The organism is Coprococcus sp. AF99-45 (assembly GCF_027663865.1).
Lineage (GTDB): Bacteria > Bacillota > Clostridia > Lachnospirales > Lachnospiraceae > Allocoprococcus > Allocoprococcus comes.
The window spans coordinates 46141-68956 of record NZ_JAQDGZ010000004.1; the positions used below are offsets into that span (position 1 = coordinate 46141).

At 41.4% G+C, this 22816-nt stretch carries 23 protein-coding genes and 1 riboswitch; of the genes, 11 read left to right on the forward strand and 12 right to left on the reverse strand.

Annotation, left to right across the window (positions count from 1 at the left end):
* Positions 1–315 precede the first annotated feature (315 nt).
* The 3 genes from cutA to PGR14_RS16375 form a co-directional block, all read right to left on the reverse strand.
* A complete protein-coding gene (cutA, locus tag PGR14_RS04485; RefSeq protein WP_270223057.1) occupies positions 316–645 on the reverse strand; it encodes a divalent cation tolerance protein CutA in 330 nt (109 codons plus the stop codon).
* Between the two features lie 287 nt (positions 646–932).
* Positions 933–2210: an L-cysteine desulfidase family protein gene (locus PGR14_RS04490; protein WP_270223058.1), complete on the reverse strand. Its 1278-nt coding sequence runs from the start codon at positions 2208–2210 to the stop codon at positions 933–935.
* A 184-nt stretch (positions 2211–2394) separates the two neighbouring features.
* Positions 2395–2481, reverse strand: coding sequence for an ABC transporter substrate-binding protein (locus tag PGR14_RS16375; protein WP_330376222.1), 87 nt, complete (start codon positions 2479–2481; stop codon positions 2395–2397).
* Positions 2482–2718: 237 nt separating this feature from the next.
* Between PGR14_RS16375 and PGR14_RS04500 the strand changes: the two genes are divergently transcribed.
* From PGR14_RS04500 to PGR14_RS04515, 4 genes are all read left to right on the forward strand, one after another.
* Entirely contained in the window at positions 2719–3573 is an 855-nt protein-coding gene (locus PGR14_RS04500; protein ID WP_070098597.1) for a M55 family metallopeptidase, read from the forward strand.
* 170 nt (positions 3574–3743) lie between these two features.
* Complete coding sequence (locus PGR14_RS04505) at positions 3744–4337, forward strand: helix-turn-helix domain-containing protein (protein ID WP_055260345.1); 594 nt, start codon at positions 3744–3746, stop codon at positions 4335–4337.
* Positions 4338–4350: 13 nt separating this feature from the next.
* Positions 4351–4515 carry a hypothetical protein gene (locus PGR14_RS04510; RefSeq protein WP_195368595.1) on the forward strand — a complete coding sequence of 55 codons (165 nt, stop codon included), beginning with the start codon at positions 4351–4353 and terminating at the stop codon, positions 4513–4515.
* A gap of 24 nt (positions 4516–4539) precedes the next feature.
* Complete coding sequence (locus tag PGR14_RS04515; protein ID WP_270223059.1) at positions 4540–6078, forward strand: serine hydrolase domain-containing protein; 1539 nt, start codon at positions 4540–4542, stop codon at positions 6076–6078.
* A 141-nt stretch (positions 6079–6219) separates the two neighbouring features.
* On the opposite strand, the gene PGR14_RS04520 is transcribed toward PGR14_RS04515, so the two are convergent.
* The 3 genes from PGR14_RS04520 to PGR14_RS04530 all read right to left on the reverse strand — a co-directional run bounded on the left by PGR14_RS04520 (position 6220) and on the right by PGR14_RS04530 (position 9634).
* Positions 6220–7155, reverse strand: coding sequence for a GTP-binding protein (locus PGR14_RS04520; protein WP_270223060.1), 936 nt, complete (start codon positions 7153–7155; stop codon positions 6220–6222).
* 196 nt (positions 7156–7351) lie between these two features.
* Positions 7352–7489: a hypothetical protein gene (locus PGR14_RS04525; RefSeq protein WP_022219980.1), complete on the reverse strand. Its 138-nt coding sequence runs from the start codon at positions 7487–7489 to the stop codon at positions 7352–7354.
* A 450-nt stretch (positions 7490–7939) separates the two neighbouring features.
* A complete protein-coding gene (locus tag PGR14_RS04530; protein ID WP_270223061.1) occupies positions 7940–9634 on the reverse strand; it encodes a carbon starvation CstA family protein in 1695 nt (564 codons plus the stop codon).
* Between the two features lie 358 nt (positions 9635–9992).
* Positions 9993–10097: riboswitch (TPP riboswitch) on the forward strand.
* A gap of 468 nt (positions 10098–10565) precedes the next feature.
* Between PGR14_RS04530 and thiS the strand changes: the two genes are divergently transcribed.
* The 5 genes from thiS to PGR14_RS04555 are packed head-to-tail and all read left to right on the forward strand — an operon-like array spanning position 10566 to position 13997.
* Positions 10566–10763 (forward strand): sulfur carrier protein ThiS, encoded by a 198-nt coding sequence (thiS, locus tag PGR14_RS04535; RefSeq protein ID WP_008368609.1) that lies wholly within the window; start codon positions 10566–10568, stop codon positions 10761–10763.
* 6 nt (positions 10764–10769) lie between these two features.
* Entirely contained in the window at positions 10770–11411 is a 642-nt protein-coding gene (gene thiF / locus PGR14_RS04540) for a sulfur carrier protein ThiS adenylyltransferase ThiF (RefSeq protein WP_008368611.1), read from the forward strand.
* A 26-nt stretch (positions 11412–11437) separates the two neighbouring features.
* Entirely contained in the window at positions 11438–12214 is a 777-nt protein-coding gene (locus tag PGR14_RS04545; protein WP_008368613.1) for a thiazole synthase, read from the forward strand.
* A gap of 12 nt (positions 12215–12226) precedes the next feature.
* A complete protein-coding gene (thiH, locus tag PGR14_RS04550) occupies positions 12227–13441 on the forward strand; it encodes a 2-iminoacetate synthase ThiH (RefSeq protein ID WP_270223062.1) in 1215 nt (404 codons plus the stop codon).
* Positions 13434–13997: a thiamine phosphate synthase gene (locus tag PGR14_RS04555; protein ID WP_055248030.1), complete on the forward strand. Its 564-nt coding sequence runs from the start codon at positions 13434–13436 to the stop codon at positions 13995–13997. The genes thiH and PGR14_RS04555 overlap by 8 nt, the downstream gene beginning before the upstream one ends.
* 80 nt (positions 13998–14077) lie before the next feature.
* On the opposite strand, the gene PGR14_RS04560 is transcribed toward PGR14_RS04555, so the two are convergent.
* From PGR14_RS04560 to PGR14_RS04580, 5 genes are all read right to left on the reverse strand, one after another.
* A complete protein-coding gene (locus PGR14_RS04560; protein ID WP_195412808.1) occupies positions 14078–15007 on the reverse strand; it encodes an ABC transporter ATP-binding protein in 930 nt (309 codons plus the stop codon).
* Positions 14979–16676 (reverse strand): ABC transporter permease, encoded by a 1698-nt coding sequence (locus PGR14_RS04565; protein ID WP_270223063.1) that lies wholly within the window; start codon positions 16674–16676, stop codon positions 14979–14981. The genes PGR14_RS04560 and PGR14_RS04565 overlap by 29 nt, the downstream gene beginning before the upstream one ends.
* A complete protein-coding gene (locus PGR14_RS04570; protein ID WP_055248045.1) occupies positions 16666–17739 on the reverse strand; it encodes an ABC transporter substrate-binding protein in 1074 nt (357 codons plus the stop codon). The genes PGR14_RS04565 and PGR14_RS04570 overlap by 11 nt, the downstream gene beginning before the upstream one ends.
* 251 nt (positions 17740–17990) lie before the next feature.
* Positions 17991–19400 (reverse strand): magnesium transporter, encoded by a 1410-nt coding sequence (gene mgtE, locus PGR14_RS04575; RefSeq protein WP_022219946.1) that lies wholly within the window; start codon positions 19398–19400, stop codon positions 17991–17993.
* A gap of 400 nt (positions 19401–19800) precedes the next feature.
* Positions 19801–21285: a C69 family dipeptidase gene (locus PGR14_RS04580; protein ID WP_175306017.1), complete on the reverse strand. Its 1485-nt coding sequence runs from the start codon at positions 21283–21285 to the stop codon at positions 19801–19803.
* A gap of 184 nt (positions 21286–21469) precedes the next feature.
* Between PGR14_RS04580 and PGR14_RS04585 the strand changes: the two genes are divergently transcribed.
* Both PGR14_RS04585 and PGR14_RS04590 read left to right on the forward strand, forming a co-directional pair.
* A complete protein-coding gene (locus PGR14_RS04585) occupies positions 21470–21679 on the forward strand; it encodes a hypothetical protein (protein WP_175306016.1) in 210 nt (69 codons plus the stop codon).
* The gene (locus tag PGR14_RS04590; RefSeq protein ID WP_270223064.1) at positions 21679–22089 is read left to right on the forward strand and encodes a response regulator; all 411 of its coding nucleotides are present in this window, start codon (positions 21679–21681) and stop codon (positions 22087–22089) included. Before PGR14_RS04585 ends, PGR14_RS04590 begins: the two co-directional genes overlap by 1 nt.
* Before the next feature lie 115 nt (positions 22090–22204).
* On the opposite strand, the gene PGR14_RS04595 is transcribed toward PGR14_RS04590, so the two are convergent.
* Positions 22205–22708 carry an NUDIX hydrolase gene (locus tag PGR14_RS04595; protein ID WP_055155492.1) on the reverse strand — a complete coding sequence of 168 codons (504 nt, stop codon included), beginning with the start codon at positions 22706–22708 and terminating at the stop codon, positions 22205–22207.
* Between the last annotated feature and the right edge of the window lie 108 nt (positions 22709–22816).

Below are 22816 nucleotides of genomic sequence, written 5' to 3' on the forward strand. Positions count from 1 at the left end.
GCGCCTCTTGTAACAGCCTCATGGCTGATATAACATTCGCTCTCCTGTCACGGCATCTCTCTTCAATTGCTTTTTCAACTTGACTTCACTATATCACATTGCACAATTATATGCAAATAATTTTTTCAAAAATATACTTTTTGTACAGTTTCTACAATTTTTTTGCCAATAATCAGGCTTGTTATTTGAAAAAAGATGTTTTTCTTTATGCAACTTTTCCGTTACTTTATTAACAAATTTTAGAATCAATTTTCTTTAATCTGAACGCTCACTTTTTACCATTTCTGTTCTGACTATTAAGCTTCTTTTTTTACATCAAAATGAAGTTCTCAGGATCGGGATCGCATTGATCACCGGTTCTTCGTACGGATGAACTTTCTTGATTGCTTCAATTGTCCTGTCAACTGCTTCTGTAAATACAGTGACTTCAACCTTTACTTCCGGTTCTTTACTGATCTCTCCTTCATTTCCAATATAAGGATTGCAGCCTTCAAGCGGACGCCAGTATCCGGTCACTTCACTTGATGACATACAGGAATCATAGTTCCCGATATGTCCGGCATCTACTTCCTGGAGGGTTTTCTGGAGAGCCGGAAGATGTGTTTCCGGGATGAAAATTTCTAATTTGCAGTATTTGAAATCCATGGTGTGTTCCTTTCTTCTTACTATGCATTTTTATGATGATACCAGGGTCAAAAGGTCAGAAAGCCGATGCATTTATAATATACTACAATTCTTTTTCATGCAAATTCTATAGAAATTTTCAACTCGTTAATCAATTTTTACTAATTTTTTAATTATCTAAACAATGTTTTGCACAGTAGGATAGTTCTTCATGATGTTCTTCAAAGAAAACAAAAGCCTTCAAACTGATCTTTTTCAATCAATTTAAAGGCTTTTACATTATTCAAATATCACCCTATATATAGTTTCTATTCCCCTTTTTCCTGTAAAATATCTACGATCGTCTTCTCCGTTCCGATCATTCCCGGTGATGCGATCTCTCCCATATGACGCATGGTATCTTCCGGTGTAAACCCATTGATTCCATGAATATCATCAATAAAGATTTCATGCATTGCAAAATCCGCCGACTGAAATGCGGCATTTACCGCCACGACTCCTTTCATCGTACATCCCTTATTTCCGCCATGACAGATCATACCGGTAATACTGCTTGACATGTTGTTGATCGTTCTCGCCATGGCATGCTCATCACCTCCATGAAGGAAAACCAACGCACAGGCCATTCCTGTACCGGCAGCAATGCCACAACCACAGAAAGCAGAAAGCTTACCGGAATACTCTTTGATATACATGCAGATAAGATAGCTTAATGCGGTGGCACGATATAAGGTTGCATCGCTTAATCCACGGATCTTGCAAACACCGTAAAGAGGCATGGTTGCAATAATTCCATGTGCTCCTGAACCGGTAATGCTCATGGCCGGTTTGTCAAGTCCGATCACACGGGCCTCAATTGCTACATTGCAAAGTAAAGATGCAGTCTTTAACTCATCATCCGAAATAATCTTTCCGCCATTTTTCTCAAGCAGATACCGTGCATAGGTTGTTCTCGGGTTCTGGATTCCTTCTTCAAAAAGAGCATAGTTCATCTCATAGGCAGCCTTGATAAATTCAATTTCCTCTGCCGGAACTTCTTTTGCGTATTCGTAAATCTGTTTTAATGTATAATTGTGGATCAATAGTTTTTCTTCGTGTCCACCTTCCACAGAAGCTTCTTCCTTCTCAAGAAGCACCTCTCCATTTGCCTCAATACGAACAATATTTGTATGTGCATCGCGAATCTGAACCATAGCCTCTCCGCCTGTTGTCTTTACACAGGCTTCTATAAAAATACGGCTTGTGATCTTACTCATTTTTACAGTAATTTTTCCGTCTTTTACCAACTGCTCTGCTGCCATATTGTCAGCTTCTGTTACATCAGCAAGACTCTCCAGCTCTTTCTCCGGTTTCCCTGCTACGACTCCAAGAGCTGCTGCGTATTCGTTCCCGTAAAAATGGCTGTTCGGGATACCACATGTATATGCATTTTTATACATACCGCTGTTCAGCAAAAGCGTAACCTGTTCCAGTTCTCCCGGAACGTAGAATTTTGCTTTTGAAACCGCATATGCGATCGCTCCCGGCTCGGTTACCCCAAGAGCCGGACGCATATCATCTTTAATTAATTGTGTTAATTCATGCATTTTCTTTTTCTCCTCTAATCAGATATTCAGATTATTGACTGCTTCAATGCTACTTCCATTGTAGCAAAGTTAAATGCATTATTCTACCTGATGACAGGCTACATAATGTTCATTTCCAACGTTTCTGAAGATTGGTCTTTCTTCATGACAGCGTTTGGTAGCATATGGGCATCTGGATGCAAATTTACATCCAACCGGTCCTTCTCCAGGAATATTCGAAATCTTTTGCTGTCACCGGACTTCCGTCTGACCATTTTGCATCTTTTCTCAAATGGAATGTATATGTTTTTCCGTCCTCCTTTACATCCTTTTTTTGAGTTTCGTTTTACGAAAAAGATTTTCTCTGTGTTTTTTACTCACAGTACAATTATTACTGTCAGTATAATTTGTTTTGTATATTATGTCAAAATATTGACACATTCGCTTTATTACTTTATAATATTTTAACAACTGTATGTTTTGTTTTTCTATAAGAAAACAAATAAGTTACATAAAGGAGGATTTTCTTATGAAAAAAGCACTAAAAATCTACATTTCTGTAGACATGGAAGGAATGGCAGGTATCACTTCTCCATCTCAGGAACGTGATGAGGTTCCTTCCTTCCGCCGCGCTTTACACAATCAGGTACGCTGGATCATCGAAGGAATTCATGCTTCCTCCAGAAATGATGAAATCGGGGAAATCACCATTTCTGATTCTCACGGAAGCGGAACGAACCTTTCTTATGATGAACTTTGCCAGATGGATGAACGTATCAGCTTAGTAAGCGGTTCTCCAAGAAGACAGTACATGATGTCTTGCCTGGATGAAACCTACGATGTTGTATTCCTTGCCGGATATCATGCCGGTCCGGGAGAAGATTTCGCCAATATGGATCACAGCTTCTACGGAAGAGTTGTTTCCAGCCTTAAGATCAACGGAGCCTATATGAACGAAAGTACAACGAACGCAGCACTTGCTGCTTCTTATAAGGTTCCGGTCGGTCTTATCATCGGTGATTCCGGCCTTCGCAAACAGCTTATAGAGAAAGAAATGATGCCATGGGTAAAATTCGTAACAACAAAAGAAGCTTTGTCACGCTATGCTGCAAAATTCCCACCACAAAAAGTTCTCAGGGAAAATACGATTTCTGCAGTAAAAGAAGTTCTTGATTCCGATTTAAGCAAAATTCCTTTATACGAAGTTGCGACTCCGATCAAGCTAGGATTTGAATTTAAATCAACAGCAATGGCAGACACTGTTGCACAAATTCCTCGCATGAAACGCTTAAGCGGTACAGAAGTAGAAATCATATGCGATGATATGCATGAATTAGAATGTGGTATCTCTGCAATTACCGGTCTTGCAGGAACATCTAACTAAACACCTGCCTATCATCCATTCTACTCTTCGATCAAAGAAAATGGACGTGTTATCATTGATCATCAATTAGATTGTGATGAAAACGGACGTTATTCAATCAATTTTTCTCTGAAAAAGCAATCAAAAACCGCTAGTTTTTATACTTGAATTGCGAAAGGAGGAGCGGAACCATGTATGGAAGCCGAATTCGCGAAATGCGAAAGAGAAGAGGGCTCACGCTCAAAGAGGTAGCTGAAGCTACCGGATACACAATAGGTCATATATCACAAATTGAAAGAGATTTAAAATCTCCTTCACTCGTAGCACTTAGAAAAATTGCAGCCTGCTTAAATTGTTCAGAAGTATGGTTGATCATGGATGACTCCGAACTCTCTGCCAAGTCATCTGAAGAAGGAAAGAAATCAAAGGAATCTTATTTGATGAGAAAAGAGAACCGAATTCCAATGAAAATCCCGGAAATCGATGTTTCCTACTCTATTTTTACACCTTCTAAACTTCCAAACGCACAAGAAGCACAAATGACCGGACTCATTGTGAGATTAAAGCCTAACACCTGGGTGACCGAGAAAATGATTTCACATGGAAATTACGACGAAAGTCTCCTGCTCCTCAAAGGGGAATTAGAACTCCGCATCGATAACAGCACTTATATGATCTACGAGGGCGACAGTTTCTATATCCCTAAAAATTGTTTACATAACTACCTGAATACATCAAATGAAGAAGCGACTATAATAGTTTACTTTTCACAATTAGTTTATTAAGGAAAACACGATTATGAAATATATTATTGATGCACATTTTGATTTGCTAACTGATGTCGCTGTACGCCGCAAAAATGGAGTGCTGGATATGAAGGAACATAATTATTCAGATGAACGGATTTCTCTGCTTGCAGGCAAAAACTGGCTTTATGCATTCAAAAAAATCCTAAAAAAATAGTTTATCAGAAGGAGTATTTTTGTAATGAATTCAAATATGACAGAACAATTAGATCAGCTTTTCCGTATGTGGGATCGCGGTCTTTGCCCTGGCGCTCAGGTATTGATTCGCCAGCACGGTAAAACTCTTTACGAAAAATGTTTTGGATATGGAAATCTTGAAAATAAATTAAAAATCCATAAAGAAAGTATTTTCCATGTCGCATCGATTTCCAAAGAATTTACTGTTATGTCTATTCTTCTTCTTTGGAAAGAAGGAAAACTTGATTTAGATGACAACATCAAAAAATATTTAGATGAATATATCAACATTGAAACACCGATTACGATCCGCCAGATGATGAATAATGTCAGCGGACTTCGCGACCAATGGGAACTCTTATTTTTACGCGGTATCAAGATCAACGATCAGATTGACATGGATGATATCAATACAACGATATCTCTTCAGAAATCGCTGAACTTTGAACCGCAGTCACAGTATTTATACAGTAACACCGGTTTCCATTTATTGGCACTTATCGTTGAAAAGCTGTCGCAAATGAGCTTCCCACAATTTGTAAAAGAACGTATTTTCACTCCACTCGGAATGACACATTCTTTTGTTCGCGAAAGCTTTACACAGATTGTTCCGAATCTTACTTACTCTTATCAGGACGAAGGTGATGATACTTTCTACTACAATCCACTGAACTATGCACTTTACGGGCCAACCTCTGTAAATACCTGTGCTTCCGATCTCTGCAAAGTATTAGATGAGTACATTCATCCAAATGTGATCGATCCTGAAATTATCGAGCTTATGAAGAAACCTGTCCTTCTCAGCAATGGCAAAACGGCTGAATACTGCGGCGGACTGATCACCCATAAGCTTCATGGTCTGGATGTATTCGGTCATGGCGGTGCCGATGCTGCATACCGTGGTGAAATTATTTGCATTCCGGAAAAAGAACTGGAGCTTGTACTGATCAGTAACACCACAACTTACGCAATGTCTAAGCTTGCCGATAAAGCCGCCTGCATCGTACTCGGATTACCGGATTGTACCGAACCAGCCGTGCCGGAACATGAAAATGCGCCTGCTCGCAGTGGTGTATTCCTGACAGCACTTCCGGATGATCCAATGTTTGTTGATATCACAGAGCAAAACGGTACTTTCTATATGCAAAGAGAATGGTGCCGCACAGAACTGGTAAAAGAAGAGGATGGCGGTTATCGCATTGGTTCATTGGATGAAAAGATCTACTTCACAGATAACGGAATCCTTTATCGGCTTCCTGGTCGTGTACTTACATTGACCCCTGCCAAGCCTGCAGATCCGGCACTTTTCCAGGAAGGAACCTATTACAACGATGAAACCGATTCCTTCATGAAATTAGTGAAAGTTGAAAATACCTGCGAAATCCATATGCGTCGTCATGGGAAAACAACACTTTACCAATCAGCATCAGGAAGTATTATCTTCCGAATGGATGCAAATCTTGTAATGTATGTAAAAGCTGAAAATGATACCATCATTATGGATGGCGGTCGTATAAAACATATCATTTACCAAAAACAATAAATTAACAGGACGCATGAAAAACTTTCGTTTTTTCATGCGTCCTGTTGCTTATGGATATAATAACAGCTGTATTACACAAACAAAACTGTTTTCAGCATACTGACCGAATCACATCGCTTTTGATGCACTCTTTTACACTTTCTAATTCTCCAGATACTTCCGTATACAATCTTCCTTCAACTGCTCCCCAATCACGATCACAACCTCCTGCCCGTCTCCGATCGGCTTCATACTGATCTCATGACCGGTTGCATTCAGCTGCATCCAGCTTCCTGCATCATCTTTCACGAATCCCTTCACCCGGAAAATACCGCCACATTCCGGATCCTGCATCATCTTCGCAACCTGCGTCTTCAATTCATCTGCAGAAATTTTCAATTCCATAAAATACAACGAATCAAAACCTTTTTTCTCATCCAGCTCCATCTTCCGATAATTTTCTGCAACATAACCGCTCTTTAAGATCTTATCAAAATCCTCTTCCGAAAGCTCTGCTCCATCTTTTCTCATGATTTCCCGATCCAGCCTTCGCTTGCACTGAACCTGTTCAAGCGCTCTGTTCAAATGTTCAATTGTATTTTCAATCTGTTCTTTTGTTGCTTCTTCTGCCCTGCTGAGGATGATGCTTCCTGCATTTGCAGCCTCGGACGCAAGCAGATAGTCTGCTTCTTCTGACAATTCCGGCTCCAGTTTTGCGTCAACGATCGTAATCACATTGCCAATCTCATACCACTTATCCAGTGGTTCATCGTGAAGAACGTCAAAAAATTCGTCTACATCATAAATCCCGGACGGTTCAACAATTACTCTGTCATATCCGCACATTCCCATTGCAATCAGCTTCGTCCGGAAACGCCTCCTGTGCGTCTCTTTGTCGCACCCACCGGAAATCATTTCAAGCTCACAGTTATCTCCCATCAGGTCTTGCAAAAGAAGCATATCTACATTTACCGCACCAAAATCATTCTCAAGGATGCCAATGCTCATTCCTTTATCCAGAAGATATTTTGCATATTTTTTAATAAACGTTGTCTTGCCGGAACCTAAGAAGCCGGTGATTAAATCTATTTTTACCATCGCTAATCTTCCCCTTTGATTTTTTAGTTCTTCAAAAATTTTCTGCTGTAATTTTACTTCCTTCTCTCTACTTTTAAGATAATAGCATATTTTTTTAGTTTCTTAAAGGAACTCAAATAAAGAACTCAAACAGAAACTTAAATTTTGAGTTCCTATTTGAGTTCTTTTCATTTTTTCTAAAAAATCATTTTCCTTTTTACTTTTCTTCTTTCTTTATCCCAGCCTTCTCCAGAATCCCGTTCCACATCTGCTCTCGCTTTTTCTCCCGTTCTGCCTTTCCGTCATTCCACTTCTGTATAAATGCCATCTGTTCCAGATCATCTCGCTCTTCCATAAACACCCTTTCTTTCTTACATTTATTCAGATGAATTATTTCCTGTACCTGACTATTATATGCGTGTCCGCAATGATTCTTTCCACTTTGCACGTTATATTCGCAGGAAGTGCATCTCCGGACTTGACCGGACTGCTGATCACGCTTGGTATTGCCATCTTCGCAATGACGTTTGACACCTTCATACTTCCCATCAGTTCATTTTTCTTCAGCGATTTCAGTGCTTTGGTTGCCGTAGAAGGACGAAGTCCGAATTCCTGTTCAATATCCTTCTGATAGACAGATCTGTTCTGAGATTCTACTAAAATATAATTTAAAATATTCCCCTGTGCACCGCTGATCCCGATTGTTTCCTAAGTATTTCAGGGCAAATTTTAAAAAAGTCAATCAAAAAAAAGAGACAGCCCATCATTTTGACAAGCCATCCCTTTTCGTCATATTTTATAAATCCTAAGCTTCAGACTCTTTCTTAGCTCCAAAGTAAGCCTTCAGAGAATTGATCACAATAACAAGTCCGAGTGCCATCAGCAGAACTGCGATGATCAGCTGAAGTCCTTCTACAAGGAAAGTAGCGGAACCTGCTGCATATGCTTTTACAAGTCCGATGGTTCTCTCTACCAGTGCGGTTCCTGTTACGCAAAGCATGATAATAAGCGGTGGGAAAAGCATTTTGTTGCTTCTTCCTGTCACTTTCAGGAATACGCAAAGTGTTACAAGTACCAGAGCGGAAAGCAGCTGGTTGGCTGATCCGAACAATGGCCAGATATTTGCATATCCAATTCGTGTCAGAACATAGGCACATACAAGTGTAAGGATTGTTGAGAAGTAGGTATTGCAAAGGAATTTTCTCCATCCTTCTGCATGTTCCATATCATCTACACTGAAGAGTTCCTGGAAACTCATACGTCCGATACGTGCTACTGCATCCAGACTGGTGAGTGCAAGTGCAGATACGCACATAGTCATGAAGCACTGTGCTACATAAACCGGAACTCCGAACATTTCAAAGAATCCTGCAACACCGCTTGAGAATACCTGGAATGGTGTTCCTGCTGCCGGTGTTCCGTCTGCTGCTGCAGCTGCACCAGCTACACAAAGTGCGAGGACTGCAAGAAGACTTTCCAGAACCATGGCTCCATATCCAACCTTCAGCATATCTTTTTCATTGGATACTGTCTTTGAGGAAGTACCGGATGAAACCAGGCTGTGGAATCCGGAAACGGCACCACAAGCTACCGTAACGAACAGGATTGGGAACATATCTCCTAATGTGTCGTTGTGGAATCCTGTAAATACAGGAAGGTTCATTGTCGGATGTGCAACTAAAAGTCCAAGTGCTGCTCCGGCGATCATTCCGATGAACATATAAGTCGTCATTGCATCACGAGGCTGTTTTAAAAGCCACATCGGAAGTACTGCTGCAAAGAAGATATATACAAATGTGATATAAGTCCAAGTATCTTTACCTGCTGTGATCGGTGCAAGCATACCAAGAGCAAGCGCTGCTACTGTAAGTACAAGACCAAGAACTGTTTCTTTCCATCCGCGGAACTGGAATTTTTTCTGCACCAGACCAAATACCATTGCAAATGCAATGAATAAAAGGGAAATAGTTCCTGCAGCTCCGTTTGTCTTTGCTGCATCTGCAAGTTTTAAAGCTCCGTCGACTTCTGTATACGCATTGAATGTACCTGCAACCATATCTGCAAATGCTGCGATAACAAGAAGTGTGAACAGCCAACAGAACAACAAGAATAATTTTCTACCGAATTTACCAATGTATTTCTCGATCAGAAGTCCCATAGACTTTCCGTCATTTTTTACACTCGCATATAAAGCTCCGAAATCTGTTACCGCACCGAAGAAAATGCCTCCGATCAGTACCCACAGTAAAACAGGAAGCCATCCAAATACAGCTGCCTGAATGGCGCCGGTAACAGGACCTGCACCTGCGATTGACGAAAACTGATGACTGAATACTGTCCAGCCGTCTGTCGGAACGTAATCCTTTCCATCTGCGAATTTCTTTGCTGGTGTCTCTGCCTTTGGATCGATTCCCCATTTGTTAGCAAGCCAGCGTCCGTAGAATACATATGCACAGCAAAGTAAAACGGCTGCGATCAGTACAATAACTAATGTATTCATACTTATCCCTCTCTTTCTCTCTTCCAGTAAAAATTGTTTTATATAGTATTTTAATTTGATAAGCTTTTATCAAATTGCCATAGTGGTGTTTTACCCCTTTAAAGGGCGTTTGTCAATGGATTTTCGGCATTTTCGGCACGTTTACACTATTTTTTTAGAGTATGCTCTGTTTTTTGTGCATTTTTCCATACTCCGCGTTACAAAAACATATGACCGCTTCTCGAAAGCATTCCTGTAATATACAATTTGTCCGTGACACCTGCATCTGACTCCAGAATATGAGACTCCAGAATATGACCGGATATATTTTTATATTGATATTGACATTTTTTCCCAACCGAACTATACTGAATTTTGTAAATGAAACGGGGAGCTTGTTTGACAGGCTGAGAGGAAGTTCAGAACTTCGACCCATATACCTGATTTGGATAATGCCAACGTAGGAACGTATATTTTGATGATAACGGGAGATACATTGGTATCTCTCTTTTTTTGATATACGGCGTCAAATACCATCAGCATACTCTGATGATATTTGAGAAACAGGATTTCTTATAATAATATGAAATGATACCAGGGTCAAAAGGTCAGACAGCTGATGCAAGCTTGCTTGCAAGAGGATTTTTGACCTCTTGACCCGCCAAAAACAGGAGTAAGTAGCCATTTTTCAAAGCAAAATGAGCGGATTACGAATGTTTTTGAGGATTGCGAGAGTGCAAAGCACGTAGCAATCTGGTATCAAAGGGGTCAAAATACCTTTTGACCCCAACATCATGAAATTCCACATTCAACCAGGGTTTACACGAAAATGAATAAGGTAAAGTTGAGATTGGGCGAGAGTTCATGAAGGGGTACACCACCACGGGTGTAATTCTTTGTGGACTCTTTTTTCATTTTTAAGAACTTTTCCGTTTTGAAAGGAGGTTTTTCCATGATTACAGTTAATGGTAAAGAAGTTACTTTGACCGGGCCGCTCAGTGTTGCGGATTATCTGGAACAAAACAATTATCAGATCAAACGGATCGCCGTTGAAATGAATGGTGATATTTTACCAAAATACAGCTATTCTGACACCATGCTCAAAGACGGGGACCGTCTGGAGGTTGTAAGTTTTGTAGGAGGAGGCTAAGAAATCATGTATCATACACTTACAAAAGAAGAAATCTACACCGCCCTTGACGAGCGACATTCACCGGAGACGCAGAAGCTTCTCTCGGCAGGAAATGTAGCGATCGCAGGGCTTGGCGGTCTTGGCTCTAATGTTGCTTATGCGCTTGCACGGATTGGTGTCGGTCATCTTCACCTGATTGATTTTGACGTAGTTGACATTACCAATCTGAACCGCCAGCAATATTTCATGGAGCATATCGGAATGTACAAGACCGATGCCCTGAAATCCCTGCTTCTGAAGATCAATCCGTATCTGGATATCCGCACGGACTGTGTAAAAGTTACGGACGATAATCTGCAGGAATTATTTGCAGATGCCACAATTGTCTGCGAAGCTTTTGATAATCCGGAAGCCAAAGCAATGCTGGTCAATGGAATTCTGGAACATTTTCCAGAGAAAAAGCTCGTATCCGCAACCGGAATGGCCGGCTATGGAAGCAGCAATACCATTATCACAAAACGGATCATGAAAAACTTTTATCTGTGTGGTGATGGCGTGACAGCACCAACTTACGGTCATGGACTGATGGCGCCGCGTGTTGCCATCTGTGCCGCACATGAAGCCAACATGATCACGCGGCTGATCCTCGGTGAAGAAGAAATTTAAAAATATAAGAAAGAAGGAACTTTATTATGAGTACAAATGAAGATAAATTTATCCTGGGAGGTCATGAATTCACTTCCCGTTTTATTCTCGGATCCGGTAAATTTTCTCTGGATCTTGTAAAAGCCTGTATCGAAAAAGCAGAAGCTCAGATCATCACACTTGCCCTGCGTCGCGCAAATGAAGGCGGTCTTGCAAATATCCTGGACTATATTCCGGACAATGTAACCCTGCTTCCAAATACATCCGGTGCACGTAATGCTGAGGAGGCAGTCCGTATCGCCAGACTTTCCCGTGAAGTCGGATGCGGCGACTTTGTAAAGATCGAAGTCGTTCATGATTCCAAATACCTGCTTCCGGACAACTACGAAACCATCAAAGCAACAGAAATCCTTGCAAAAGAAGGCTTTGTTGTCATGCCGTATATGTACCCGGATCTGAATGCTGCAAGAGCACTTGCTGATGCCGGAGCTGCCTGCATTATGCCGCTCGGCTCTCCAATCGGTTCCAACAAAGGGCTCAGCACAAAGGATTTCATCCAGATCCTGATTGATGAGATCGATCTGCCGATCATCGTTGATGCCGGAATCGGTCGCCCTTCCCAGGCTTGTGAAGCCATGGAAATGGGTGCTTCCGCTGTCATGGCAAATACTGCTATCGCAACTGCAGGAAATGTTCCTGCCATGGCAGAAGCTTTCAAAAAAGCCATTGAAGCCGGACGCAGTGCTTATCTTTCCGGACTGGGACGCACCATCGAAAGAGGCGCAAGCGCATCCTCACCTCTGACAGGATTCTTAGAGAATTAGGAGGCAGTCAAAATGGAAAATTCACATATCAACGAAAGTATTTTAAGTGAAGAAATTCTGGAAGACCAGAAGAAAAACCGCATTGATCATATGACTTACCTTCCGGGAATGGAAGATATCGGATCTGACGTAATGAATCAGGTCATAAGTGCCATGAACGCTTATGATTATGAAAAATATACCGAAGCTGACGTAAGACGCGCTATTGCGCATGACATCCGTACACCGGAGGATTTCGCTGCACTTCTCTCACCTGCCGCACTTCCTCTTCTTGAGGAGATCGCACAGGCTGCACAGGCAGAGACACGAAAACATTTCGGAAACAGCGTCTACATGTTTACTCCGATCTACATTGCAAACTACTGCGAAAACTATTGTATTTACTGTGGTTTCAACTGCCACAACAAGATCAACCGTGCACAGTTAAATGAGGAAGAAATTGAAAAAGAAATGGCAGCCATCGCCAAAACAGGTCTTCAGGAGATCCTGATCCTGACCGGTGAAAGCCGCAGCAAATCCACGGTGGAATATATCGGAAATGCCTGCAAGATCGCCCGTAAATATTTTAAAGTCATCGGACTTGAGATTTATCCGGTCAACTCGGACGAATACGCATTCCTCCACGAGTGCGGTGCCGATTATGTAACCGTATTCCAGGAGACTTACAATTCTGACAAATATGAAACCCTGCATCTTGCCGGACACAAACGGATCTTCCCATACCGTGTCAATGCCCAGGAACGTGCACTGATGGGCGGCATGCGCGGTGTCGGATTCGGAGCACTTCTCGGACTTGATGATTTCCGCAAGGATGCCTTTGCAACCGGATACCATGCTTATCTCCTGCAGAGAAAATACCCACATGCCGAAATCGCCTTCTCCTGTCCGAGACTTCGTCCGATCATCAACAACGACCGGATCAATCCGATGGACGTCCATGAGCCACAGCTCCTTCAGGTAGTCTGCGCTTATCGTCTGTTTATGCCATTTGCAAGCATTACGGTATCCACAAGAGAATGTGCGCGTGTAAGAGACAATCTGGTACAGATTTCTGCAACAAAAATCTCTGCCGGAGTCAGCACCGGAATCGGAAGCCATGTGGATGATATTGAGGATAAGGGAGATGACCAGTTCGAGATTTCTGACGGACGTTCCGTAGATGAGGTTTATCAGGCACTTCTTTCCAACAATATGCAGCCGGTTATGAGTGATTATATCTATGTATAGAGATCTTATTGCCGTAACAAACCGCCATCTCTGTTCCCGTCCTTTTACAGAACAGATTACCCGTGTCTGCAAGCTGCATCCGAAAGCTCTGATCCTGCGTGAAAAAGATCTGCCGGAAGAGGAATATTTTTCTCTTGCCCGGCAGGTGAAGGAAATCTGTGAACAGTTTAAAGTTCCGTTTATTCCGCATTTTTATCCAGCCGTTGCGAGAGAACTCGGCTGCGACAGGCTACATTTACCACTTCCACTTTTGCTTGAAAATCCGAAAGTGGTTTCCGATTTTCATACAGTTGGAACTTCCATCCATTCTGTTTCTGAAGCAGTCGAAGCGGAAAAGCTGGGAGCTTCCTATCTCACAGCAGGACATATTTATGTTACCGACTGCAAGAAAGGGCTCCCGCCACGGGGACTTCCATTTCTGCAGAATGTATGCCAAGCTGTGCAGATTCCGGTTTATGGCATTGGCGGAATCAAAATTGATGAAGCACAACTGCACGAACTGAAAAATGCCGGTGCTGCAGGAGGTTGTGTGATGTCAGGGATGATGCACGTCTGACCGGTCATTCCTCAAAATAAAAAAGGCACTATGCAGGGTAGCATATCAAACTGATATTGTCACCTTGCACAGTGTCTTTTTTATTTCACCCGAAGTTGCACTTCTTTGCCAGCTTCTACTTTTATATTTCTGTCTGTCCGTACAATAATATGTTCATGATTCATTGTTTCAACATAATACTGTCTGTAAAACCCAAGAAATTCTTCCTGTCTTACAATTCCTTTCACAGAACCTTCTGCTGCAAATTCCAGTTCCTCCGGTCTGCAGCATATTGTATTTCCATGGATATCAGTAAAACGGTTGGATATTCCAAGGAAATCTCTTGCAAAATCATTCTGTGGATGCAGATACACTTCTTCCGGCTTTCCAATCTGAACCAACTTTCCCTGATCCATAATAGCGATCTGATCTCCAAGTACCATTGCCTCTTCCTGGTCATGCGTTACAAAAACCATTGTAATTTCATATTTCTTCTGGATTTCACGGATTTCTTCTCTCATTTTTACCCGGAGTTTCGCATCCAGATTACTAAGAGGTTCATCCAGAAGAAGCACCTTCGGTTTTGTGATCAGAGATCTGACCAGTGCTACTCTCTGCTGCTGTCCTCCGGAAATTTCCCCGATCGATGCCCCGGCATATTCTTCCATATCTACGATTTTCAGATATTCCATCCCCATTTCTCTGGCTTCTTTTTTTCGGATGCCACGGAACTTCAGACCATAGATCACATTTTCCAGAACACTCATATGTGGAAATAATGCATAAGACTGAAAAACAGTCGATACCGGACGCTTCTCCGGAGCCAGTGTGGTGATATCCTGGTCATCAACCAGAATCTGCCCTTTATCTGTTTTTAAAAATCCACTTATCATTTTGAGTGTTGTCGTTTTTCCACAGCCGGATGCTCCCAGAAGACACAACAGTTCTCCCTTTGGAAGGGAGAGTGATAAATCTTTTACTACTTCTTTTTCACCAAAACTTTTACTTATGTTTTTCAGTTCTAAATACACGTTTCTTTTTCCCTTTCCATGCAACAATTATCGAAAACAGCACATTTACTGAAATTGTGATCACAATAATAAATGTCGCAATCATAGATGCTTCTCCATACCGACCTGTGTTAATGCAATCAAATAATGTAAATACTGCAATCTTCTGTCCCGGTGTCACCAGGAAAATAACTGCTCCTGCCGTAACCATCGCACTTGTAAAATTATTGATAAATCCCGTTGCAAATGCCTGCTTTACATTCGGAAGAATGACATCTTTCATTACCAGAAATTTATTCGCTCCAAGATCCCGCGCTGCTGCATCAAGCTCTGTACTGATCTGCAAAAGGGAGGATGCCGAAGCCTTCGTTGTAATTGACATCTGTTTATAGATCATATTCAAGATAACAATGACCGCTGTTCCGGTAAGTTTTAACGGTTCATGATTAAATGCCAGAATATATCCGATTCCAAAACAACTTCCCGGAAGCATATACGGAAGTGTAATAATAAAGTCCAGTACTCCGCCAAATTTTATCTTTCGTCTTTCAATATAATACGAAAGTAAAATACCGATCAGACTGCCGACTATTGCCACAATAAACGCATATTCCACACTTCGGATAAATGTATCCATATTCCGTTCCAGAAGTGCGTCCAGATACATCGTTGTAAATGTGATTTTCCCACGTAAATTTCTACTGAAACTGTTTAGAAAAATGGATCCGTATTCAAGCGCCATCATTACAAAAAAGATACCTGCGCCCAGCCATACAATCACTGCTGACAGCCCACGAACCCGGAATGTATCTCCCGCTTCTACCGTCTTATTACTGTTTCCGCTGATGACTTTTTCATTTTTCTGCATTAGATAGCGGTACAGGATAAAAACAAGAATCGTCGGGATCAGAAGCAGTACATTAAGTGCCGCACTCTTATCCAGTCTGGAATATCCGATTACCTGCATATAAATTTCCGTCGAAACTGTTTCAAAACGTCCTCCTATCACAACAGGCGTTCCAAAATCAGCGATCGACCGGATAAACGAAAGCAAAAAGCAACTGAGTAGTACCGGTTTTAACAGTGGTACAACAATTCTCCACAATGTATACCCGGAGGATGCTCCAAGGTCAAAAGATGCCCTTACGAGCGACATATCCATTTTCCTCAGCATTCCGATAATCATCAGTGCATTTAATGAAGAAAAGAATAACGTCTGCATTACAACAACACCAAGCCATCCATACGGGTTCAGCGAAAGTCCGAACACTCCTTTTGTGATCAGACCGTTTCTTCCGAAAAGCTGGATATAAGCGAGCGAAGCAATAAACGGCGGCGAAACCATGCTGATCAGCAAAATCGCTTCCAGAAATTTGCCCAGTTTCTTCCCTGCTGTCCATACACAGATTGATACAAGCAGCCCCAGAATTGTTGAAAAGAATGCGGATAAAACACCTACAAAAACACTGTTTTTTACAAGCTGCAGATTGGCACTGAAGATGCTCTTGTAAACTTCTGTCGAAAATCCCTCTTCTCCCACAAAACTTTGTCTGATCATGCAAAGAAGCGGATACAGAATAAAGATCAACACACCTGCTACCAGCACTGCTAATATAAAATAATCCAATATATTATAAAAATGGGCATCATAAAATGATGCCCGTTTTTCTCTAGGTTTTCTATTCTTCACCTTTATCTCCCATCAGAGTGCTCCATTTGTCAAGGATCTCTGTTCTCTTTGATCCGAACAGAGAAAGATCTTCTTTCATAAGCTGATCCTTGTCAAAGTTCAGTTCAAGTCCTTTCAGACTTGGTTTTACCAGAAGACAGGTATTGTTCTTGTCAATTTCAGCCATCATCTTCATGTTCTCATCATCAGAGAAGAACCATTTGATAAATGCTTTTGCAGCTTCTGTATTGTCTGCATTTGCAAATGCTGCAACGCCTTCCGGAACGTATGGCATTCCGTCTGAAGGATAGATTACATCAACATCTGCCTGTTCTTTCAGTTCATCCAGTGTACCATTGATATATGTGATACCAATACCAACTTCACCAGCTGCTGTCTTCGTACTTGGATCTGAACCACGTTTTGAATAGTAATCTACGTTCTTGTTAAGAGCTTCAAAATACTTCCAACCTTCTTCGTCTCCCTTTGTCTGAAGAAGAGCGTTTACTACTGCGTAGTTTGTTCCTGAAATAGCCGGGTTAGACATCAGGACTTCTCCCTGATATTCTTCTTTTGTAAGGTCATCCCATGATTTAGGAGCTTCAAGTCCTTTTTCTTTTAAAATATCATTGTTAACAATAAATCCTACAACAGTAACACCTTTTGAGAACCAGTAATTATCACTGTCTTTGAATTCCGGTGCAAGTTCATCAGCTGCATCAAAATCTACTTTTTCAAGAAGGTCATTATCTTTTGCATCCATAAATGCATCGATTCCGCCCCCGAACCACAGGTCAGCTGCAGGTGTTCCGCCTTCTGCTTTAAGCTTTGATAAAACTTCTCCTGAAGACATGGAAATGAATTCTACCTTCGGTCCTACTTCTTCTGTAAACTTATCAAATAAAGGCTGATAAGCATCCCCTGTTGTAACAACCTTCAGAGTTCCTTCCAGTTTCTTTGTCTCTTTGTCGTCTTTCTTGGTTTCTTCTTTTTTTGTAGTCTCTTCCTTTTTATCTGAGCTTCCACAGGCTACCATACCTGCTGCCATTGATACTGCAAGGAGAAGAGCTGCAAATTTTTTCATTTTTTTCATAATGTTCCTCCCTTTAACATATCTCTGATATTATTCCGATATGCTTTTTACATTCTAGCACCAGATATTTTAATTTTCAAATTGTTTTTCTCTATAGATAATCATTCCTATAGTTTCTATCTATTTATTTTATTTTTATTTTCTATAAAAGAAATGCATGTGGGATACTGTACTGTCTTTACCGTTTTATTCAGTAAAAGCATTTATATCCTACACGCACTTCGTTTTACTCTCTTTTATAATTATCCCGCCAGATGAAGCACTCCGATCAGCAGAATACCACACAGTCCATAGTAAGCTACAACTGCAACAAGGTCGTTGATGGTCGTAATAAGTGGTCCGGATGCTACCGCCGGGTCGATATTGATCTTCTTGAAGAACAGAGGAATCAGTGTACCCACCGCACCAGAAATTACCATTGCCACCATCAGAGACAGACCGATACAGCCGGATACCGCATACGCGAATGTCCAGGTCTTTCCTTTGAAAAGTGCAATATAAAGTCCTAATACGAGGAATGATAAAATTCCAAGAATCGCACCATTTGAAAATGCGATCCGCATCTCTTTGAATACCAGTTCTACTTTCTGCTTTCCTGTCAGTGATTCATCCATCAGAACACGGATCGTTACCGCCAGTGACTGGGTACCGACGTTACCTGCCATGTCCAGGATCAGTGACTGGAAACACATAATGATCGTCAGCTGGCTTACTACCTGCTCAAATACACCTACAACAGAAGATACAACTGTTCCCAGTGCCAGCAGAACAAGCAGCCAAGGGAGACGTTTTTTCATGCTCTCTTTGAGTGGCTCTTTCAAATCTTCTTCTGCAGTCAGACCAGCGAACATCGCATAATCTTCACCCATCTCATCATCGACCAGATCTACAATGCTCTGGGATGTGATAACACCGAGAAGTTTATTATCGTTATCCAGGATCGGAATAGAATTTTCCGAATAATCTTTCAATTTTTCGATACAGTCATCGATCAGCTCGTGACCGTATACATATGGATATGATGTCACGATCAGATCCTCAAGACGTGTATCCTGTCTTGCCGTGATCAGATCCTTCAGATCCATCGCACCGTAGAAGGTGTGATCCGCTGTCACCATAAAAATTGTAGAAATATTGTCATTTTTTGCTGCCTGACTGACAAGTTCGGTCATCGCCTGCTTTACAGTAAGATTTTCTCTGATCTCAATGTAATTCGTGGTCATTCTTGAACCGATCTCTTCATCATCGAATGCAGCAATAACTGCCATATCCTTTCTGGCTTCATCATCCATCAGCTCTAGCAAAAGAGCTCTCTTTTCTTTTGGAATCATCCGCAGTACATCTACAACCGCATCTGTTTCCATTCTGGAAAGAATTGCTGCTGCTTTCCGCACATCCATCTCATCCAGATATTCAGCAGCCTGCTTTTCATCGATATACTCGAAGATATCCGCAAGCATGTCCAGATTCAGAATCCGGCACAATTTCCGCCGCTCTGCAACGGAGAGATCCGGGAATACATCTGCAAGGTCATTCTCATGGTAGTCTTCCAGTTTGTTTCTCATAATTCCCGGAGAGGCATTGCTTCTTACAATGCCCAGGATCTCAGCTCTGTAGTCCTGGTAGTCCTGATAATCCTGTGTATTTTCCATAACTTTCGCCCTCCTTATCCTTTTCCAGCACAAAAACATGCAGAATCAAAGTCTAAAATTCTCCACATTTCTGTCTTTCATCCAATATTCAATTATGAATGTCAATACGGGAAAACAGGATAAGAAATGCTATACGAACAAACAGAATGAACTGCTGCCATTTTCCCATCCTGCGTATATACTTCGCCCATGACTATCACAACTGTCCATTCTGTTCACCTGCCTTTTGTTTGAATTTGATTAAGAAGTTTTCAACTTCCTACGCTATTATAATACCTTAGTCTACAAAATTCAAACCTTTCTGTTTATAAAATTATTTTTTTATCAACTTTTTTCTTATTTTAACACTTACATCATTTTATGATTTTTCTGCCCTCTTCTTTTCCCACTCGTATTTTATTTATGCATCCGATCTCGCATAAGAATTCTTCATCTGATTGCTCAGTTCGTACAAAACCTTAGACAGTGTATCCGAAGTTTCCTTCTTCACCATCTTCGCAATCTCCCGGTTCGCTTCCCGTTTGATCTGCATACGCTTTGCTATATCACTTTCTTTCGTAAGATCGTCATCATACCGGTTTATGATCTGATGTGCCTTTGCCATCACATGTTCCTGGTAACGCTCAATATGGAAAATAGACTTTTTATAAGAAGCATCTGCCATCGCGGCGATCATTCTGCTTGACCAGTAGAAGTTCTCTGTTGAAACTTCCCCTGTCGTATTTGCAAAATATTCCGGTGTTTCATCAATATCTGCATAGAATGGAGCCATTACATTAAATGCATTTGATGCAAATGCCACCCATTCAATTGCACGGGAATCTTCCGGCTGATCCGGTCTCATCTGGATCAAAGACATAAAATCATTTCGATTGATACCAATGGAACGATAAGCACCATTCATTGATTTGTCCCCGTAAGCTCCATACGGATCATAAGGTGTTCCCTGATAATGTGAAGACAGAACATATTTTACATCTTCTACTGTAACCTTCTTTTCCGGAACCATACACCACGGAATATCATCGGATACTGGTGTATAATCTGCATCCGGTCCGTCCCAGCTGTATGAATTTGGATTTAGGTAACGTTCCATAAACCAGGCTCTCGGTGTATTGTATACATGATCCGAGTCATCATGGCTTCCAAAAGCATCTCTTGGATTTAAGCTTCCATCCATGGACGGGTTCAGATGATATTTCTCAATGAATTCCTTCATATCCGGAGAACACATATAATTTTTCTGCTCACCAAGTGCATCTTCCAGATCAAATTCATCCATTCCAAGCTGGTTCGGCATCACCACATAAACCTCATCCGGCACTTTTCTGGCAATCCAGTGATGTCCGCCGATTGTTTCCAGCCACCAGATCTCATTTACATCCTCGAATGCAATCCCATTCATCTCATAAGTACCGTATTTCTCGAGAATACTTCCAAGTCTCTGCACGCCTTCTCTTGCGCTGTGGATATAAGGAAGCACGATATATACAATGTCCTCTTCCCCGATTCCACCTGCAATTTCTTCCTGGTCGTCTGACTTCGGCTGATATGTAACCAGCGGATCCGCTCCAAGCACACGTGGATTGGATGTGATCGTTTCGGTTGCCGTCATTCCTACCTGTGCTTCATTTACCCCGCTTGCCGCCCAGATTCCTTCCCCCTTAACTGCGTTCGGCATGGCGGTATAACGCATCGGATTCTCCGGTAATTCTATTTTCACATGCGAAATCACTGATTCATATACCTTCGGCTGATCTTCCGGATGAATCACCACAAATTTTTTCGGCATATAAGCGCCTGACGGTGAATCATCATTCCTTGCGATCATCGTAGAACCGTCATACGATGCCTTTTTTCCAACCAGTATTGTTGTACAAGCCATTTTATTTTCCTCCTGTTATCTCCTGACAAAATTTTTTTCGTCTAATTGAAATTATAGAATCATTCCTTCTTTTTTTCAACCACCAGACAATTTGTTTGTATTTTAAATTTTTCGTGGACGAATTCGCAAAAACAAGGTAAAGTAATTTTATAAACTTTACACTTTACTTGAGAGGAACTTCCTTATGAATAATGACAAGGATAATGCAACTTTATATGCTGAGCTGAAAGCCGAACGTTTTATGACAGATCAGATTTCCCTGCTTCATGAAGCAGAAGATCTGGCTGACGGTATCAATTTTATGCTCAAATCGATCGGAGAATTTACAGACGCCGACCGTGCTTATGTATTTGAAACCAGTGAAAATCATACTTCTACCAATACTTATGAGTAGTGCGCCGCAGGAGCCACCCCGCAAATCTTACGGATCTTCATATTCTTGTTGTAGAGGATAATGAACTGAACCTTGAAATTGCTGTTTTCTCTCTGGAAGCCGCAGGACTTAATGTATCCACAGCCATCAACGGACTGGAAGCCGTCCAGCTTTTTGAAAAATCAAAGCCATATGAATACGACATCATTCTTATGGATATTATGATGCCGGTTATGAATGGTCTGGATGTCGCAAAGGCGATCCGCGGACTTTCCCGCCCTGATGCCCCAACGGTTCCAATCATTGCCCTCAGCGCCAATGCTTTTGCGGAAGATATCCAGAAGTCAAAGAATGCTGGAATCAATGAGCATCTCGCAAAGCCACTGGAAATGGATAAGGTGTTGAAAGTGATTGCATCATATTGCAAGTAGCAGAAAGAAACAGATACTCGCTATGTATTGCATATTTTTTCAGAGTTTCTGTTTTATAAAAAATCGGATTATCAGGCGATCTGTCATTTCCCCGATAATCCGATTTTTATTTTACTTACATCTCAAATGCTTTCTTTATACTGTCATAATGCAGAAACTTTCCTTCTGCCGCAAATGCCTTAATTTCATCTAATGTTGCAAACATATAACCATCTGTCTCTGCCTCCTGAAGATGGAGATCTTTTTCATCAATATCCATCACAAAACGATACACGTCTACGAAATAATTATCTCCTTCCCCCGGATTCTCTCTCTTGTAAGTGAAAAGATAACCTCCGTCTGCCTGGCTTACATCCAGTCCTGTTTCTTCTCTGACTTCTCTTAATACAGCATCGTAAGACGCTTCTCCCGCCTGCGCAGCACCGCCGGATACCTCCCACCAGCCCGGTGCCCAGGCTTTCGTCATTACCCTTTTAGTGATCAGAAATTTCCCGTCCGGTCTTGCTACAACGCCAAGAACAGTAAGGTGATACTCCCCGTTCTTCAGACACCAGTCATTGCGCTTCATCGTTCTTCCTGTTGGTTTCTTATCTGCATCATAAATATCCCATAATTCCATTGTCTGCATCTCCTGTCCGTCTTGTCTGTAGTTTCTTATGTCATTATAATATGTCTTTTAAGACTTCACAATCCTTTGCAGACGAAAAAATCATTTTGCAAAATCTTA